This is a genomic window from Vibrio sp. 10N.286.46.A8, from assembly GCF_041470165.1.
GTDB classification, from domain to species: domain Bacteria; phylum Pseudomonadota; class Gammaproteobacteria; order Enterobacterales; family Vibrionaceae; genus Vibrio; species Vibrio tasmaniensis_A.
On the sequence record NZ_JBFRLX010000180.1, the window covers coordinates 1 to 17,309 of the forward strand.

The following is a 17,309-nucleotide window of genomic DNA, read 5'->3' on the forward strand; positions in this document are numbered from 1 at the left end:
CTAATATCTTGTTACTCAGTTAAAGCTTATTCCCAATCAAGGATCACTTTACCTGACATACCAGATCGCATCATGTCGAAGCCTTTCTGGAAGTCGTCCACTTTGTAGTGGTGAGTGATAATTGGTGTTAGATCTAGGCCAGATTGAATCAAAGAAGCCATCTTGTACCAAGTTTCGAACATCTCACGACCGTAGATACCTTTGATAACTAAGCCTTTAAAGATTACTTGGTTCCAATCTACTGCCATGTCTGATGGTGGAATGCCTAGTAGAGAAATCTTACCGCCGTGGTTCATGTTAGTCAGCATGCTGTTGAACGCAGATGGGTTACCAGACATTTCTAGGCCTACATCGAAGCCTTCTGTCATGCCAAGATCCGACATTACGTCTTCAAGCTTCTCTTCCATCACGTTTACTGCGCGAGTCACACCCATTTGACGAGCAAGATCTAGGCGGTATTCATTTACGTCAGTGATTACAACGTGACGAGCACCAACGTGCTTCGCAACAGCAGCAGCCATGATACCGATTGGACCAGCACCAGTGATTAGCACGTCTTCGCCTACTAGGTCGAAAGAAAGCGCTGTGTGTACTGCGTTACCAAACGGGTCAAAGATTGATGCTAGATCGTCAGAGATTTCTGCAGGGATCTTAAATGCGTTGAACGCAGGGATCACAAGGAACTCAGAGAACGCACCAGTGCGGTTTACGCCAACACCTGTTGTGTTACGACAAAGGTGAGTACGGCCGCCACGACAGTTACGACAGTGACCACACGTGATGTGACCTTCGCCAGATACACGGTCGCCGATTTCAAAACCACGAACTTCTTGGCCGATGCCAACAACTTCACCCACGTATTCGTGACCTACTACCATAGGTACTGGGATTGTGTTTTGTGACCATTCATCCCAGTTGTAGATATGTACGTCTGTACCACAAATTGCGGTTTTCTTAATACGGATAAGAAGATCATTATGACCCATTTCAGGTTTTTCAACCTCGGTCATCCAGATGCCTTCTTCAGGCTTAAGCTTAGAAAGTGCTTTAATTTTCATAATGTTATCCAGTTCATCTCGCCTAACTGTAAGGCGAGAATCAAAAATCTATATGTTCTATTGGGTGTTGTTCTATCTAATCAAAGGATGCAAAAGGCACCCCTTTAAAATTAGATGATAGCCATGTCTTTACCAACTTGGATGAACGCATCAATTGCACGGTCTAGTTGCTCACGAGAGTGTGCAGCAGACATTTGCGTACGGATGCGAGCTTGGCCTTTTGGTACAACTGGGAAAGAGAAACCTACCACGTAGATGCCTTTCTCTAGTGCACGCTCAGCGAATTCAGCTGCTACTTTTGCATCACCCAGCATGATTGGGATGATTGCGTGATCAGCACCGCCCATAGTGAAACCAGCTGCTTCCATGCGAGTACGGAAGTGAGCAGAGTTTTCCCATAGTTGAGTACGTAGGTCGCCAGATTCCGCTAGAAGATCTAGAACACGGATAGATGCAGATACGATTGCAGGTGCAACAGAGTTAGAGAATAGGTATGGACGAGAACGCTGACGTAACCAGTCGATCACTTCTTTCTTACCAGAAGTGTAACCGCCTGAAGCGCCACCCATTGCTTTACCAAGCGTACCTGTGATGATGTCGATACGGTCAACGACGTTATGGAACTCGTGAGTACCCGCGCCGTTTTCACCCATGAAGCCAACTGCGTGAGAGTCATCAACCATCACTAGTGCACCGTACTTATCAGCAAGGTCACAGATAGCAGGAAGGTTAGCGACTACACCGTCCATCGAGAACACACCGTCAGTTACGATAAGCGTGTGACGAGCGCCCGCTTCTTTAGCTGCGATAAGTTGTTGCTCTAGCTCTTCCATGTTGTTGTTCGAGTAACGGAAGCGCATTGCTTTACACAGACGAACACCATCAATGATAGATGCGTGGTTTAGAGCATCAGAAATGATTGCGTCTTCTTTGCCTAGAATCGTTTCGAATAGGCCAGCGTTTGCATCAAAGCAAGATGTGTAAAGGATAGTGTCTTCTTTACCAAGGAACGTAGATAGCTTTTGCTCTAGTTCTTTGTGAGAGTCTTGAGTACCACAGATGAAACGTACTGAAGCCATGCCAAAACCGTGCTGATCCATACCATCTTTAGCTGCTTCGATAAGAGCTGGGTGGTTAGCAAGACCTAAGTAGTTGTTTGCACAGAAGTTTAGTACTTCTTCACCAGTCGAGATAGAAACCGCTGCTTTTTGAGCAGAAGTAATAATGCGCTCAGACTTGTAAAGACCTTCTTCTTTAACTTCTTCGATTTGAGTTTGAATCTGTTGGTAAAATGCAGAAGACATTGTTCATTCCTTCCTAGTTATTATTCAGCAGCATCACGCGCCGCTTTATTTAGGGATATAAACGATCCTAAAACGATCATTTACACTGTAAAACTAATCTCTATATTCTAGTTGAACACTCCCTTCTCGATTATCCCTCTAGTTGGAAAAACATTAATGAACCTGAGGCACAAATAAAACACATTAAGTATGAAGACAGTCACAATTCAGCGTTCGCCTCATTGGGAAAGAGCTGAGAAACACGACAAGTTTGAGTTATGTCGAATGAAAAAGCTTTCGCCTATGGGCACAATGATTACAACAAGATTTGTCTCGTTAGCTCTGGGTAATCGACTCTCTATCGACGCAATCTTCTGTATGTTCTGCCAACCAATACAACCAAATCATCACCAAACATAGGATGAAACAAAGTACAAATAGCCAATACGCGCTGAGCATCTCTATCACTACACCGCCAATCAGTGGCGCAATGGCAAAGCCAAGTGAATAAAGAGCTGCCGCACCAAAATAAGAGCCTCTTAAATGAGGAGGAGCCATTCTATCTATCTGGACATTAAGGGTTGGGAAGGCAATCACCTCTCCTAAACTTAATATAAAACAAGCAACTCCCCACCCTAACGGCCAGTCATTTGGCGTAAACAGAAAGCCAATTTGTGCGACAGCCATCAAGATCATACCGATTCGGGTTCTGACAAACAGAGGCACATGCTCCAACCATTTAAGCATCGGGAACTGGAACACAATAATGGTGAGAGTGTTGACCAAAACCAGCCCTGCGATTAACTGTGCTGCGTCTGTTATTGATGAACGTACAATGACCTGAGGAATAGACGACTCTACTTGCGCGTAGACAAACATCATAATGAAGTTCGCAACCATCAACTTAACAAAGATATTGTCTTTACGAATGACAATTAGGGTCGCGGTGAAGTTCGGTAACTGAGAAGGGTCCGGCTTAGTGAAAGTCCCTTTACGCTCGATGCCAAGCAACAACCAAAATCCGTAAATCACATAGGTACCACCAGCCACAAAAAACAAATTTTGAGGTTGCGCGAGAGCTAAAGTAATACCAATCAATGGCCCAAGGGCGCCGCCCAAATTCAACAGAAAGTAACGAATGTTGAGTGCTAGCTCTCGGTCTTTCTGATCATCCAGATTATCTCCTATCACAGCCTTGGCGGGTGCTTCTATCATCGGACGCATCAAACCTGTCATCATAATCAGCACATAGAACTGCCACACCTCATTTGCGAATGCTATACCTGAGTAAGAGATCGCGGCAATCCAACTACCAAACACCATCACCCACTTGCGACCCAGCTTGTCAGACAGATAACCGGAATAAAGCCCAGTACCCGCACCAACAACAGCAGAGGCCGCCAACATAGTACCGACCTCAATCGCGGATGCGCCGTAATCTTCATAGAGAAAGACTATCAGAAAAGGCCATGCCATAAAGTAGCTCGTTCGGGCGAGTAGCGTCCCTGTCAGTACTGTCCATATTGAGAAATTGAAGCGTTTTACGCGCTGCTTTTGAAACAAACTTTCTGATCTATCCATAGAATCCCCTTCATTAACCAACTGATTTAATAATTATTATTCAGTCAGTATATGGATTGAGTTGTATAAATACAGACCACTCAAGTGATTATTATAAAAGACAGAATCTCCTGCTTGTTTCACTACACGAAAATGGTGCAAACCATACAAAACACTCCACTTAATATTGAATGGAGTTTGACGTATGATGCTGATTGTCGATTTCTAAAAATATCAGCCAACTGGCCGAGTACCCAACGTTATGATCAACCCAAAACTGATAGCCCTACTTCCTGACCTTGCCTCCTTTATTTTGGTGGTTAATGAAGGCAGCTTTACCGCCGCAGCCAAGCAGCTTGGTGTGACGCCATCGGCGCTGAGTAAGCTCATCACCCGTTTGGAAAAAGCGCTTTCAGTGAAACTGTTTGAGCGAACCACCCGTACTCTTATCATCACGCAAGCAGGTCAACTGGTTTACGATCAGAGCGTGGTAATGATTAATGCGGCGCAACAAGCGGTTGAGTTGTCGACATCTGACCATACCGAACCTGCTGGATCGATAACGGTAGCGGCGCCTGAGGCGTTCTTGAACTCAGTGCTACAGCCTTTTGTTATTCCATTTTTAAATCAGTATCCAGAGATTCAACTCAAGCTAAGAGCAGCTGATGGCGACATCGACATATTGCGCCAAGGCATCGACATTGCCTTTCGCCTTACCGACAAACCTGACGAGAGCTTGGTATTGAAAGAACTCGGAAAAACAAACCTCGTGTTATGTGCGAGCCCCGGCTATTTAGATGCCAAAGGAATCCCTCACCACCCTACCGAGCTTTCTGAGCACGACTGCTTATACCTTGCAGAAACAGATAAAGACCACATTTGGGACTTCCTTAAAGATGATGAGTTTTACACAGTCCCCGTCAGCGGACGTTACGCTGTGAACCACTCTCAGATACGATTGAAAGGTGTTAAAGAAGGGCTTGGCGTGGGTATTTTCCATGACTTCGTGATTCAAGATGCATTGGCTGAAGGCTCTGTAGTGCAAGTATTGGAAGATTGGACCATCAAGAGTAATTACCATGGCGCTATCGCGATGCAGTTTGCTCAAACCAAGTACATGCCTGCCCGATTGCGTGTATTCATTGATTACGCGATGGAACACTTGAGTGACAAGCTGGCAGGAGAAATAAACTGATGCTGAAAGGAATACACCACGCCGCCATTATTTGCTCAGACTACGAAGTCTCTAAACGCTTTTATACTGAAGTTTTAAAGCTTGAAGTGATTGCGGAGAATTATCGTGAAGCACGTCAGTCGTATAAGCTCGACTTAGCACTGCCTAATGGCGCTCAAATAGAATTATTTAGCTTCCCTGACGCACCTGAAAGACCAAGCTTTCCGGAAGCTCAAGGGCTGAGACATTTGGCCTTTTGTGTTGATGACGTTCAACATGCCAAAAGCTATTTGGAAGAACAAGGCATTGAAGTCGAACCAATTCGAGTTGATGAGTTCACGGGGAAATCATTTACGTTTTTCGCAGACCCAGACCGCCTGCCGCTAGAGCTTTATCAGATCTAAAGCTTTATCAAACCTAGAGCTTTATCAAATCTAGAGCGGTATCTAGTCTAAAGTCTTCCTCACAAAAGAAGCGATCATCTGATTAATAAAACGGACTTTCTCAAGTCGAGAAAGTCCGTTTGCATGTCAATTAACTCAACGCGGTCTTGAATCTCTCAACGCGTGAAAACAGTAACCAATCCAATAGCATTGCAGTCACAATCGTTGCACCCGCGAGTGGAAACAGTACCGAAATAACAACCACAGTCACTAAACCCGCTTTCCATAAGCCTGCATCACCAAATTTCGGTGGAGTTCCCAACTTTCTTTGGCCTGAAGGTCTGCGCATCCACCACATTACTCCACCAGTCACTGACACCAAAATGAATGCCAAACAGAACAACGCATTTAGAAGCTTGTTGATGATGCTGATGTCACCTTGGTGCAGAGAAATACCGACGGCTAAGGTTTTGGCGAATAAATTGTAATCTTGCCACGTCACCTCTCCTAGAATGCGCCCTGAGTATTGGTCGAGGTGAGTCGTGCGATCTTGGGTTGGGTCGATAATGTCACCGCCCATGGTATTGGCAGCCACGGTGTAAACGCCCGTTTCTGATCGCGGGAAATTGACTTTATATTGCGTAAAACCAAGAGATTGAGCTTTTGCTATCACATCATCAATCGAGAAATTACTCGCAGATAATACATGCTGAGAATGATCCTCACCCATCTTAGAATGATCATGAGCTTCAGACGCTTCTTCTACTTGATGGACGTGTTCTTCTGGCTTATCTTGAGACAAAGGCAGTGGAGTTTGCTCTAGGTTCCAAGGCATTTCCTCTTCAGACCCGTGATTTAAAGAAGCATGCGTTTCGTTAGACAGCGGAATGTCGTCCCACATTTGAGCCGGAAAAGTACTCCATGCTTGCAATAGCTTACCGCCCCAAAAACCTGTCCATGATAATCCCGATAGAATAAATAACAGAAGAATGAATGACAGTGTTCCACCGATGTTCGCATGCAGGTCACGCATTAAAACACGCGTTCCTGAACCAAATCGAAGCTTAAGAAAACCAGCGCGGCTCGCGTTATCTCGAGGAAGCCATAAGTAAATACCACTGATGAGTAACAGAATAGACAAGCTTATTGCGACTTCAATTAGGTAATCCCCCCAATCACCAATCAACAAAGTGCCGTGAATGTCATTCGCCAGTTGATACAGACTGTCGCTGCGCGGGATTTCTCCTACCACTTCGCCAGTGTATTGATTCACCGTGGCGAAAACGGAAGTGCCATCTTCAAGCGATACAGAAAATCGGTTCGCAAGATCAGGGACTTTACTCGGTACAAACTGTGTCACCGTACCTTGTGGGTATTGATTTTGTACGGCAGCTAATTGTTGTGACACCTTGATCGGTTTGCCCGATGCAACAATTTCAATCGCGTCTTGATGGAAAGCAAGTTCGATTTCATCGTCAAACAGCATCACCAAACCAGTAATACTCAACATCAACATAAATGGGATAACGAATAGCCCGGCATAGAAGTGCCAGCGCCAAGTGAGGAAGTAGAGAGTTTTATTGCGGTCTTTGCTTTTTATATTGGTTTCCGAACCAGTTGTTGCACTGCTTGTAGACTGCGAAGTTGCTTGTGCTTTCGCAGATCTTTGAGATTCATTTCTCAACATTATTATTTCCTTTGACACACGCAAACATACCTTCTGAAAAATCAGAAAGTAATCTGAGCATGTTTAACTTTACTTAATACTTTATTTTTTAATTATTTTAGTGGGTTAGGTTTAAGCAATATCAAAGGGAGGGCCGCGCGGGGCTTGTCTCGTGTAGCGTTCGCTTAGAGCCAAAAAAGCGTAGCTGTCTGAGACAATAGAACTCAGTCGAGTTGTCAGTAGTGTAGTTGGAAGTTCGTCTTGGTGAAACGTGGAAAAATGGCTAAAGGGACACGGCTTTCCTTTGTGAGTATTAGGTTCACCTTCTTCAATTTGAACCAGTTCAAAGCCATTGACCGTACATAACGACTCCCATACTCCCGCACTATTACCATGAGCATTGATAACAGGCATTAATGTCACTAGCGCCCAGCTTAATGCTGTTGCAAGTAACATGGAGAAGTTGAACGAAGTTCGGCGCATTATTCCAAATCTTTATAAATTTCCCTTATTATGAGAGACTTGGAATATAGGTAAACGTAAAGATTAACAGCAAGTTAAAAAATTGAAGCTAACGCACACTCTTTTTGGTTAAAAACTGGTTACAACCAAAGAGCCAAAAGAATGTTACGCGTCTATTAGCAGTAAAATGTCTAGAAAAATAGCAGTAAACTGTTTAGAGAAACGACAATAAAAAACGCCGCCTTACACCTTCCCTTGAAGAGGGTAATGTAAGACAGCGTTTTAGAAATCGAATCTTGAGGTTTTGCTCTTTGTTACGTATCTAGCAAACTCAATTGATTGGCAAATTAGCCGAAGATCTTGCTCCAAATGCTTGGATTACGCTTCTCATGGTACTCTTCACGAAGGCCGTCAATAGTACGAAGTTCCTGCTGTGCCGACTCTAAGTCACCTTGGTCTAGCTTCTGCTCAATGCTATCCAATGATGCACTGATCTTTTTGAACCCTTCCATGAAGTTGTCTTCTTTCTCGACTGGGTAAACACCCGTTTTCAGCTCTGCCACTAGCGTATCTAAACGAACGATAGGCTTTTGCATCTCTTCAATGCTTTGAGCTTCTGCCGCTTGTTTGAACGCAAGCTTCATTTCTTGCATGTTTTTCTTAAGGTCTACATTAGCAAAAGCGTTGCCAGACAATAGTGAAGCAGCGATTAAGCCAGATAAAAGGATTGAGCGAGTTTTCATTGTTTCTCCAGGTGAAGCGATGTCTTTGAAGATAGCGCCATCATTATTGTGGCACTTCGACTTTATTATTTTCGGCTAGTGTATACAAAAATTCGTCGGGTACAAAAATTGATTGTGTCGAAATGCAAACTAGCTAGCTAATTACTGACAAGTACCGAGCAAACGATCACTCAAATACCGAAAACTCGGTAATCGATTGACGACCACGCAATGCCAAAAATGCTAAGAATTGCTGCGGCGAATGGGTAATAACCTTGCTCGAATCCACACCCACCTCATCAAGTAGTGAAGACACGAGATCTAACCCGCCCACATCTACGCAGAAATGCGCATCGCTACCTGTCGTAATAAACGCACCATTCGCTTTAGCAATTCTTGCGATTTCGTAACAACGATCAACACTGCCAACGCGGCTATTGCCTTTAAGCGTGGTGTTATTAATTTCGATTGCTACGTTATGTTCCGCCGCACATTGAATCACAGCTTCAAAATCGAAATCAAAATTAGGATTTCCTAAATGACCAAGTGCATCAATTCGGCCGCCTTTAATCACATTCAACAATGCTTCTGTATGGGTAGCAACATCCGATGGGCGAAATACTGGCTCATGAAAACTCGCGATCACCCAATCTAGATTCTTATCCACACTCGGATGAATGTCTATTTCACCCAGTGTGTTCATGATGTTTGACTCGACACCTCGAATAATAGCGACATCTTCAATAAAACGAGGGAGCACACGCTGGTTACTGAAAAACCAATAGTGTGGTGCGCCCGGCATAGACTCGGAATGGTCGGTCGTACAAAACATAGCTAAACCGTTTTGTTTTGCCGATTTTGCATTCTCGATCAACGTGCTGTAAGCATGACCACTTGCGTATGTGTGGGTGTGGGTGTCTACTTTTAGTTCCATGAATCAATGCCCTCTTCGCTCGGTCAAAAAACGTGCTTAAGAAATGAGTGCTTAATAGCAACAATTCGACCAGTTTATCAGCTGAAAGTGACAATTAGCACCCAAACATAAAGGTTTATTGCTGGTTCATTTACACGACACGGGAATACGTGGCTAACCAGAAGACGCTGACACTTTTCTTATCTAAATAAAATCGAACAGACTCGGTAATTACGCCAATTTTTTGCAACCTACCCAAGTTCGTCAATACTTAAACCAGTCTACAAACTGGAGTGTTAGATGAGAAGAAGACGATATCCGCTGAGTATCCACATCACTAGCCTTTTCTTAATTTTGACCACTCTTGTCGGTACCGTACTGATTTCGATAAGTTATCGGCACTCTCAAGAACTGCTTTTAGGCACAGTGCGCGAAGTCAGTAATGAACATCGCGATAAGCTGGAATCGGTATTTAAACAAGCTATTGCCCCAGTCATCACAACCTTAAACGTGATGGCAGTGAGCCCGTTTGTTGCTCATCAAACCTCCTCCGTCGAAAAAGAATCTTGGCTTGCTTCGGTCGATATCATCTTCAAACAAAATACCAATTTAGTCGCTCTGTTCTATGGCTCTGAAGATGGTGACTTCAGAATCTTTCGCCCTCTGAGTTCCATTAAACAGAGGGCCGACAATAACGCTCCCGCGAAAGCAACCATGATGGTCAGCAGCACCAATCTAGACGGTGAAAACTTTATTACCTTCCTTGATGGCGCACATCAAGTGATTAGCACCAGCCAAGCCGAGAGTAAATTCAACCCCACCACTCGACCTTGGTTTCGTAACGCAAAGCCTGACGGCTCAATACAACTCTCTGAGCCCTACCTGTTCTATTTCTTGCAAACCAATGGCATTACGCTTTCTAGACGTTCATTGGATGGCAAGCATGTCGTTGGTGCCGACTTCACGTTGAAATCTCTCTCTTCCCAGATCAGTGAATTGGCCTACTCTCCACAAACCCGACTCGCTCTGTTCGATCAACATTTCAATCTTCTCGGCCAACATCAACTTGATTTATCGATCCCCAAGCTTTCCTCCCCGCCCAACGACACAAGTAAAACTGAGAAAACGAATAACCAAACGACAGGGAAACTCTCTGGCAGTGAACAAGATCTAAGCTTTTTTAATGTACCAAAGCGTGAACAGATGGAAGCATTGAAAGCATCCGTCATAGCACCACTTATCTCCGACGAGGAGAAATTAAACCTAAACTTAAAAAACGTTGAGTACAACTTAAACACTTGGGCATTGACGCTAACGCCTGTTGAGCTCACTCAGAATGTCACTTTATATTTGGCAGAAGCGACGCCACACAATGAGTTGCTCTCTGATCTTATCTCGATGCGTGACAAGCAAGTTGCGGTCGCGATTGGTATGTTGTTCATCTGCTTCGCTATCGTATGGTTTGTTGCTAATCGACTGTCTCAGCCGCTTAATACGCTGATGCAACTCACCGACAACATCGCTCGATTTGACTTCAGGCGTACTCATTATCCCAAAAGCATGATTCAAGAAGTGGCTAACCTCGCTCATTCGATTGAGCTGATGGAACACACGCTTCATGATCTTATTACGCTACTTCGAGACACGGCAGGTAATCAGGAGTTTTCGATATTAGCCAAAAATATTGCTCATCAAAGCTATTTAATTACCAAAGCAGAAACTATCGTCCTCTTCACTCAATCAAAAGAGAAAGATGTGTTTGATACGGCCGCGAACCTCGCCATTCTCCCCTTTAAGGCTGACATCAATGACTTCATCAAGCATACCCCTTGGTTGCTGTGCCAGCTTAAATCTGGAGAAACCATCCACTTAAACCGAGAAGACAATGTTCTTAACTATTACCAAGATTCGATCTTCAATTCTGACCTGTACCTTTTCCCACTATTGAACCGCGAGAAGTTGTTGGTGGGTATTGTTGCAATTGGCTATGAAAGACCAATCACCAAGATGCAGGCAGACAAACATGCATTTTTGAGGGAGCTACTGAGCTTTGCTGAAATCGCTAAAGACAACATTGACCAAATGCAGCAACAGAAAGACATGCTCAATGCCTTTATCGAGTTAATAGCATCTGCGATTGATACCAAATCCCCATACACTGGCGGTCACTGTCAGCGAGTACCCGAACTGACCAAATGGTTAACCCAAGCGACTATAGATGACGACCGTTACTACCCGCAGTTCTCGCTTGATAATAAACAATGGGAAGAACTCATGCTGGCTGCTTGGTTACATGACTGTGGGAAAGTCACCACACCTGAGTATGTCGTAGACAAAGCGACAAAACTTGAAACCATTTACGACCGAATCCACGAAGTGCGAATGCGTTTCGAACTGTTAAAACAACAGGCTGAAACCGACTACTGGAAAGCCATAGCGAACGGAGCGCTTCAAGAAGATCAGCTGAAAGTTCTCGAGCAAAGTTTATCTGAATTGGATGAAGAGTTTGCCTTCATAGCCGAGTGTAACCTTGGTGGGGAGTCTATGACGGATGAGCAACTAGAACGCTTAGACCAAATAGCCAAACGCCAGTGGAAGCGAACACTCGACGATCAGCTAGGGTTATCTTGGCCTGAAAAAGAGAGATTTAACACGCAGCAAGACGCCACTGAGAAGAGTGAAGCTAATCCAACAAGCAAAGACCAAACGCTGCCAGTGATGGAGCCACTACTTGCTGATAAACCCGAACATAAAATACCGTGGGGTAATGGCTTTAACCCAGCCGACGTGTGGCAAGAAGCGTTTGTACTCAAGCCTGGTGAAGTGAAGTATAACCAAGGTGAATTGCACAATTTGAAAGTACGTCGCGGTACCTTAAACGACGAAGAACGCTTCATGATAAACGACCATATCATTCAAACCTTCACCATGCTCAACAAGCTCCCTTACCCATCTTATCTCAAGAACATTCCTGACATTGCCAGCGGACACCACGAACGTATCGATGGCAAGGGTTACCCGAGAGGCTTAAACGAAGACCAGTTACCTTTACCGTCTAGAGCGATGGCAATAGCCGATGTATTCGAAGCGCTCACCTCCAGTGATCGCCCGTATAAGAAAGGCAAACTCCTAAGCGAATCACTCAACATCATGACCGACATGGCCACCAGCGGTCATATCGATCCCAAGCTGTATTTGCTGTTTTTGGAAAACAAAATCTATGACAAATACGCTGAACGATTCCTAGAGACTAAGCAGCGTTGCGAGATTGAACCAAACGAACACATCGACCGAGTAAAAGAGTACATTCGTTCATTGTTCTAGGCTTTTGTCTGTAATCTTCAGCCTCAATGTTTAGCTTTTAACGGCAGAATCCAAAACCGCAGCATCTGCTACAGCCACAGCAGCTCGAGGTGTTTGCTTGGCTTTTGCTTTGCTGTGTCTTTTAGCCAATAGAGTATTGGTTATGCTCGCCACGACGATCAAATTGATGCCGATTAACTGCTGAGTTGAAAATACGTCATCAAAGAACAAGCTCTGCCATAACGCACTGAACAGCATGTTCGTGAAAATTAGGGGAGCCAACTGAGAACCGCTGTCTGCCAACTTGTACGCTTTCGAGCGGAAGATTTGCGTGTTAATAGTAAATAGAGCCAATCCAAAAGCGCCAAGCCCAATCCAGCGTAAGCCTTCAGAAGATAACAGACCCGATAAGGTTCCATTGTCCGCAGCACTCTCAAGCATATCTGGAGCCGCAGATACTGAAGTAAACACAACCATTGGTATCACAATGATTGCCGCGACCAAGAACGTCCAAGCGTTAAGCTCTGCGGGTGTCAGGCTAGTCTTGGACGCTCGATACAAACTCACTTGTGAACCCGAATTAAACACACCCGCCAATAACCCTAGCAACAACGCTGGTCTAAAGAACTCTGAGCCAAATTCAAACTGCGACCAGTCCCCAGCCATCATCACTACGCCGACAAAGGTGACAACTAAACAAATCACTGTGGTTGTATGAATCTTGGTTCCAAACATTAATTTTTCTAACAAAGGAATGAACAGAGGGCCAGTGCTGAACAACACCACACCTTCAACCAGCGTTAGGGTTTGCAAAGACGTTAGGAAACACCACTGGCATGCCACCATAAAAATCGCACGCATCACTAAAGGTTTCCACATACCGAGTGAAGGTTTCGTGATTTTGTACAACATCAAAAATAGGAATAAAAACAGACTGGGTAACAAAAAACGCACGAAACTCAATAATGAAACGGGCATTGATACCGATAGATACTTGGCCATTAAGCCACTTAAAGACAAACTGAACGTCGACAACAACATGAAAGCCGTCGCCTTGGTAATATCAGACATAATTATCACCTCCTATGACAGTTATTTTAGAGGCGTGACGTGATGAAAAATAGCGAGTATTATTAACCACAACTGTAAGGAAAGCTTACCAATGAAGAAACTCGTTCCACTTAAATCCGTTTATGCTTTCATTGCTGTCGCCGAAACAGGCAGCATGACCGAAGCCGCTCGCGTGTTGTACGTCAGTCATTCAGCGGTAAGCCAAGCGATAAAATCATTAGAGCAACTGGTCAATAAGCCGCTGTTCCAACGTGTGGGTCGTCGTGTTGTTCTCAATGCCGCAGGTAAGCGATATTATCGTAAAGTCGCGCCAGCACTGGAACAGGTGATAGAAGCCACAGAAGAACTCGCCAAAACGCCTAACGACCACCGCATCACCCTCAACATGGTGAACTCACTCGCCATGCACTGGTGGATCCCGCGAGTCTCGGAATTCCAAAGCTTTGCCCCCTCTCTTGATATTCGTATATCCACGCTAACGGGCACTTTCGACATAGAACAAGAAGGTGTGGACATCGCGCTGGTGCACGGTAAACCGAGCGAGTGGGACCGATATTACAGCGAAAAGCTCGGTGACGATGATCTGGTATTGGTGTGCAGCCCAGCACTATTGAAAAACCAAATGGGATTAAGCGTTGAACAACTGGTGAAACAAAACCCAACCATTGGTGTCTTCAACCCAAGAAGACAGCATGACTGGCAAGTGTGGTGCGATCATTACCAAATACCCATGCCGACGTTCCACAGTAACTTGACGTTCGATGTCTCGATTCAAGCCGTACAGGCTGCCATTCGTTCGCTTGGTGTATTAGTCACTCACCGCTTGTTTGTGAAAGATGACATCAGCCATGGCATGTTGGTCGAAATTAGTGAGCCAGTGGCTAACCCCCATCAAGATTTCTATTTCGTTTGTCCAAAAAACAAATTAAAACAAGAAAGTGTGCTAAAACTGAGAACATGGTTGAGGCATGAATTCACACGCTCAGAGACAAAACTCAGCGAGTAACTAATCATCAAGTAACCAATCATCAAGTAACCAATCATCAAGTAACTAATCAACTAGTAACAACTCATCTAGTAACCAACCATCTAACTTACAGAGGCCATTATGATTATTACCACCACTCAATCTGTTGAAGGCAAACGCATTGTCGACTACAAAGGGGTTATCGCCGGAGAAGCCATCCTAGGGGTTAACGTATTCAAGGATATGTTTTCAGGTATTCGCGACTTCGTCGGTGGACGTTCTGGCACCTATGAAAAGGAACTGGAGAAAGCACGTAACTACGCATTCAAAGAGCTGGAGCAGAAAGCGATTGAAGCGGGTGCAAACGCAGTGGTTGGTGTCGATATCGATTATGAAGTCTTAGGAACAGGTAATGGCATGTTGATGGTATCAGCCAGCGGCACAGCGGTTGTCGTCGCTTAATCGAATCTGAAATCATGTGATTCAATAAATGCTTATTCCAACGTTCGGTTTGTTTATCACCAGAAGGTTGGAATAAGGATAAGCCGTGGCTGAAGTGAATTTAACTCGTTCTGCCTTCTTGCTCAGAGATTATCTCATCAAAAGAGGCAATTCGAGCGAGGAACGCCCCCTTGTCTTTCGGTAATATAGAGCTTGCCAAAGGCAGGTCAGCCTTCATCGCGTCAACCGCCCTTCCACGTACCAACACTTCAAAATGTAAGTGAGGCCCTGTTAAACGGCCTGTTGCACCCGACAACGCAATTTCCTGCCCACGCTTAATCTGTTGCCCTTTCTTCACCAAAAAGCGGCTCAAGTGTAAATAACGTGTTTTATAAACGCTGTTATGCTCAATCACCAGATACTTCCCTGCGTAAGGGTGGTCACGAAGTGCCACAACCCTACCGTCTCCCGTTGAATAAACGGGTGAACCCACAGGTGTTGCGAAATCAGTACCATTATGCGGCGATACACGTCCAGTCACAGGATGCTTTCGGAATGGGTTAAATGATGAAGTGATTCTTCGGAATTGTTTGTCTATTGGGTATCGATTGAAAGCTTGTTCAAGGCTATTTCCTTCTCGGTCATAGAAACGTCCATCCGCAGCAAGAAAAGCCGCCACTTCCCTATTTCGTAGCTTGATAGAGACCCCTTGCACTTCAGTCTTACCCGTTAAGTGATCTTCCGTGTATTGCTCTTTAACCAAAACATTAAAGCTGTCGCCAGCTCTGAGATCTTTGGAGAAGTTAATTTTATCTTTCAGCGTTCGAGTGATATTGGCTATCTGGGCACTGGTTAAACCGGCCTTGTAAGCTGACGTGGAAAAACTACCCTGCACCGCACCTGCGTACAGCTTTTCTTTCCATTCCCCAGGAGTCTCGATGAACTGATAACTAAAACTACCGTCATCATTTTCTGTGTAAACAGCCTGCTCAACCAAGCTCTCATGGTAAATCAATTCGACTAGCTGCTTAGAGTCACTATCCAACAACAACTCTAGATGATCACCAGGCTTGATCGTGTCCAGTTTCAGTGATTCTAGATCGGCCTCAAGTATCTTTTGAGCCGTTCCGTAAGGGAGTTTCCAAGAGGTAAATACATTACTGAGTGTATCCCCAACTTTGACAAAATAATGAACTCTTACCAGAGAGCTTGACTCAACGTCTGAACTCGATGGCTTCTCATCAGCCGAAACCACACCTTGGTAAGGTGTAATTTTGATAGCGATGTCTTCTGGTGGTTCAGGAGAAAGAGAAAGATATAAAGCAAGTGAAAATGCGCTGATAGCAGTCACTATCAGGCCAGTGCGGAGGAACTTCATAAAAATACTTAACGGTTATCACAATGAACTTTTCAAATGTTATAACATAACAATTAATTCAATAAAATAAGCGAAATGTAAGAAACCGTTCCGTAAAAATGATTAAAAGCATAGTAAGCGTACGAAGCTCACCATGCCATTAAATAATTACTCTTCACAAAGCGCTTCAAAACGATCTAAGCCGCGTAGCATCTCAAAATCTGGCTCTTCAGCTAGCAACTCTCGCATTGAGCCACTGGCTTCGATAGAGCGCTCTAAGTCGTCGATTGCCTGACCTTCAGCACCTAATCTTGCATACGAACAAGCTCGTTGGTACAAGGCGTGAGCATTTTGATCATCCACTTCCAATACACGGTTACATAAGCTCATTGCCCAATGGTATTCCTGCATGTCCATTGCGGCATCAGCTTTATAAGTGAGCGCCTCTAAATCACCAGGGCGGACTTTTAAGATCTCATCGTAAATTTCAATTTTTTGCTCGGCGGTTTGAGCATTTTGCGCTCTCAACCATAAGTTGTGTATTTCATTGATGATTTCAATTTCTCGGTTGTTCTCTGAGATAATTCGAGTCTTACGCTTTAGATCCCTTTCAAGAACGTTAAACTTCTTCTCGTACTCTTGAGCGATAGAATTCAATCGCTGGTCAGCCATTTCTTTGGTTGTGTGCTTGAGTTCTTTAAGCGATTGCCACCCAACTAATGCGATAAGTGAAGCGACACCCGCAATAATGTAGAAAAAATAGGTTACAGTCACGTTGGCGTAATTCAGCGATTTGTCCGCAACAGAGAGCTCACGGTCGGTCATCTGAATAGTCAAACGTCTTTCAAGATCTTGTTGGTCCATTCTTAGCTGCTTCAATTCATCCAAGATATAGCGTTCCATCAACGGTCGATCTAAATAGTCCAATTCTGAGTACTCAACCTCTTCG

15 protein-coding genes are annotated in these 17,309 nt (G+C 44.4%); 5 read left to right on the forward strand and 10 right to left on the reverse strand.

Annotated features, from left to right (window positions below; all coding sequences use genetic code 11):
• Positions 1–26 precede the first annotated feature (26 nt).
• The 3 genes from tdh to AB4232_RS17095 form a co-directional block, all read right to left on the reverse strand.
• Positions 27–1,058 carry an L-threonine 3-dehydrogenase gene (gene tdh / locus AB4232_RS17085; protein ID WP_009845596.1) on the reverse strand — a complete coding sequence of 344 codons (1,032 nt, stop codon included), beginning with the start codon at positions 1,056–1,058 and terminating at the stop codon, positions 27–29.
• Between the two features lie 110 nt (positions 1,059–1,168).
• The gene (locus AB4232_RS17090; RefSeq protein WP_017059545.1) at positions 1,169–2,362 is read right to left on the reverse strand and encodes a glycine C-acetyltransferase; all 1,194 of its coding nucleotides are present in this window, start codon (positions 2,360–2,362) and stop codon (positions 1,169–1,171) included.
• A 315-nt stretch (positions 2,363–2,677) separates the two neighbouring features.
• Positions 2,678–3,922, reverse strand: coding sequence for an MDR family MFS transporter (locus AB4232_RS17095; RefSeq protein WP_372087608.1), 1,245 nt, complete (start codon positions 3,920–3,922; stop codon positions 2,678–2,680).
• Between the two features lie 241 nt (positions 3,923–4,163).
• Between AB4232_RS17095 and AB4232_RS17100 the strand changes: the two genes are divergently transcribed.
• Positions 4,164–5,096 carry a LysR family transcriptional regulator gene (locus tag AB4232_RS17100; protein ID WP_135380840.1) on the forward strand — a complete coding sequence of 311 codons (933 nt, stop codon included), beginning with the start codon at positions 4,164–4,166 and terminating at the stop codon, positions 5,094–5,096.
• A complete protein-coding gene (locus AB4232_RS17105) occupies positions 5,096–5,479 on the forward strand; it encodes a VOC family protein (protein ID WP_372087610.1) in 384 nt (127 codons plus the stop codon). The genes AB4232_RS17100 and AB4232_RS17105 overlap by 1 nt, the downstream gene beginning before the upstream one ends.
• A 130-nt stretch (positions 5,480–5,609) precedes the next feature.
• On the opposite strand, the gene AB4232_RS17110 is transcribed toward AB4232_RS17105, so the two are convergent.
• The 4 genes from AB4232_RS17110 to AB4232_RS17125 all read right to left on the reverse strand — a co-directional run bounded on the left by AB4232_RS17110 (position 5,610) and on the right by AB4232_RS17125 (position 9,242).
• Positions 5,610–7,145 carry a PepSY-associated TM helix domain-containing protein gene (locus AB4232_RS17110; protein WP_372087611.1) on the reverse strand — a complete coding sequence of 512 codons (1,536 nt, stop codon included), beginning with the start codon at positions 7,143–7,145 and terminating at the stop codon, positions 5,610–5,612.
• A gap of 111 nt (positions 7,146–7,256) precedes the next feature.
• Entirely contained in the window at positions 7,257–7,607 is a 351-nt protein-coding gene (locus AB4232_RS17115) for a hypothetical protein (protein ID WP_372087612.1), read from the reverse strand.
• A 326-nt stretch (positions 7,608–7,933) separates the two neighbouring features.
• Entirely contained in the window at positions 7,934–8,329 is a 396-nt protein-coding gene (locus AB4232_RS17120) for a cytochrome b562 (RefSeq protein WP_065678204.1), read from the reverse strand.
• Between the two features lie 166 nt (positions 8,330–8,495).
• Entirely contained in the window at positions 8,496–9,242 is a 747-nt protein-coding gene (locus AB4232_RS17125) for a phosphatase (protein WP_372087613.1), read from the reverse strand.
• A gap of 279 nt (positions 9,243–9,521) precedes the next feature.
• Here AB4232_RS17125 and AB4232_RS17130 point away from each other — a divergent pair, with 279 nt between their 5' ends.
• Positions 9,522–12,545 (forward strand): HD domain-containing phosphohydrolase, encoded by a 3,024-nt coding sequence (locus AB4232_RS17130; RefSeq protein ID WP_372087614.1) that lies wholly within the window; start codon positions 9,522–9,524, stop codon positions 12,543–12,545.
• Between the two features lie 30 nt (positions 12,546–12,575).
• Here the strand turns inward: AB4232_RS17130 and AB4232_RS17135 are convergent, their stop codons facing one another.
• Positions 12,576–13,595, reverse strand: coding sequence for a DMT family transporter (locus tag AB4232_RS17135; RefSeq protein WP_372087615.1), 1,020 nt, complete (start codon positions 13,593–13,595; stop codon positions 12,576–12,578).
• Positions 13,596–13,686: 91 nt separating this feature from the next.
• On the opposite strand from AB4232_RS17135, the gene AB4232_RS17140 reads away from it, so the two are divergent.
• Both AB4232_RS17140 and AB4232_RS17145 read left to right on the forward strand, forming a co-directional pair.
• Positions 13,687–14,601, forward strand: a complete 915-nt coding sequence (locus AB4232_RS17140) for a LysR substrate-binding domain-containing protein (RefSeq protein WP_076667939.1) — start codon at positions 13,687–13,689, stop codon at positions 14,599–14,601.
• A gap of 102 nt (positions 14,602–14,703) precedes the next feature.
• Positions 14,704–15,024, forward strand: a complete 321-nt coding sequence (locus tag AB4232_RS17145; protein ID WP_004730185.1) for a heavy metal-binding domain-containing protein — start codon at positions 14,704–14,706, stop codon at positions 15,022–15,024.
• A gap of 100 nt (positions 15,025–15,124) precedes the next feature.
• Here AB4232_RS17145 and AB4232_RS17150 read toward each other — a convergent pair whose 3' ends face one another.
• Positions 15,125–16,381, reverse strand: coding sequence for a peptidoglycan DD-metalloendopeptidase family protein (locus AB4232_RS17150; RefSeq protein ID WP_372087616.1), 1,257 nt, complete (start codon positions 16,379–16,381; stop codon positions 15,125–15,127).
• Positions 16,382–16,528: 147 nt separating this feature from the next.
• Positions 16,529–17,309 (reverse strand): tetratricopeptide repeat protein (locus tag AB4232_RS17155; protein WP_372087617.1); only part of this gene is annotated, 781 nt, incomplete at its 5' end.

Bases quoted from the DNA above. Each gene is read 5' to 3' on its own strand.
- AB4232_RS17105 (WP_372087610.1), top strand. From the start codon at position 5,096: ATGCTGAAAGGAATACACCACGCCGCCATTATTTGCTCAGACTACGAA.
- AB4232_RS17150 (WP_372087616.1), bottom strand. From the start codon at position 16,381: ATGAAGTTCCTCCGCACTGGCCTGATAGTGACTGCTATCAGCGCATTT.
- AB4232_RS17100 (WP_135380840.1), top strand. From the start codon at position 4,164: ATGATCAACCCAAAACTGATAGCCCTACTTCCTGACCTTGCCTCCTTT.
- AB4232_RS17095 (WP_372087608.1), bottom strand. From the start codon at position 3,922: ATGGATAGATCAGAAAGTTTGTTTCAAAAGCAGCGCGTAAAACGCTTC.
- AB4232_RS17115 (WP_372087612.1), bottom strand. From the start codon at position 7,607: ATGCGCCGAACTTCGTTCAACTTCTCCATGTTACTTGCAACAGCATTA.
- AB4232_RS17145 (WP_004730185.1), top strand. From the start codon at position 14,704: ATGATTATTACCACCACTCAATCTGTTGAAGGCAAACGCATTGTCGAC.
- AB4232_RS17090 (WP_017059545.1), bottom strand. From the start codon at position 2,362: ATGTCTTCTGCATTTTACCAACAGATTCAAACTCAAATCGAAGAAGTT.
- AB4232_RS17125 (WP_372087613.1), bottom strand. From the start codon at position 9,242: ATGGAACTAAAAGTAGACACCCACACCCACACATACGCAAGTGGTCAT.
- tdh (WP_009845596.1), bottom strand. From the start codon at position 1,058: ATGAAAATTAAAGCACTTTCTAAGCTTAAGCCTGAAGAAGGCATCTGG.
- AB4232_RS17130 (WP_372087614.1), top strand. From the start codon at position 9,522: ATGAGAAGAAGACGATATCCGCTGAGTATCCACATCACTAGCCTTTTC.
- AB4232_RS17120 (WP_065678204.1), bottom strand. From the start codon at position 8,329: ATGAAAACTCGCTCAATCCTTTTATCTGGCTTAATCGCTGCTTCACTA.
- AB4232_RS17140 (WP_076667939.1), top strand. From the start codon at position 13,687: ATGAAGAAACTCGTTCCACTTAAATCCGTTTATGCTTTCATTGCTGTC.
- AB4232_RS17110 (WP_372087611.1), bottom strand. From the start codon at position 7,145: ATGTTGAGAAATGAATCTCAAAGATCTGCGAAAGCACAAGCAACTTCG.
- AB4232_RS17135 (WP_372087615.1), bottom strand. From the start codon at position 13,595: ATGTCTGATATTACCAAGGCGACGGCTTTCATGTTGTTGTCGACGTTC.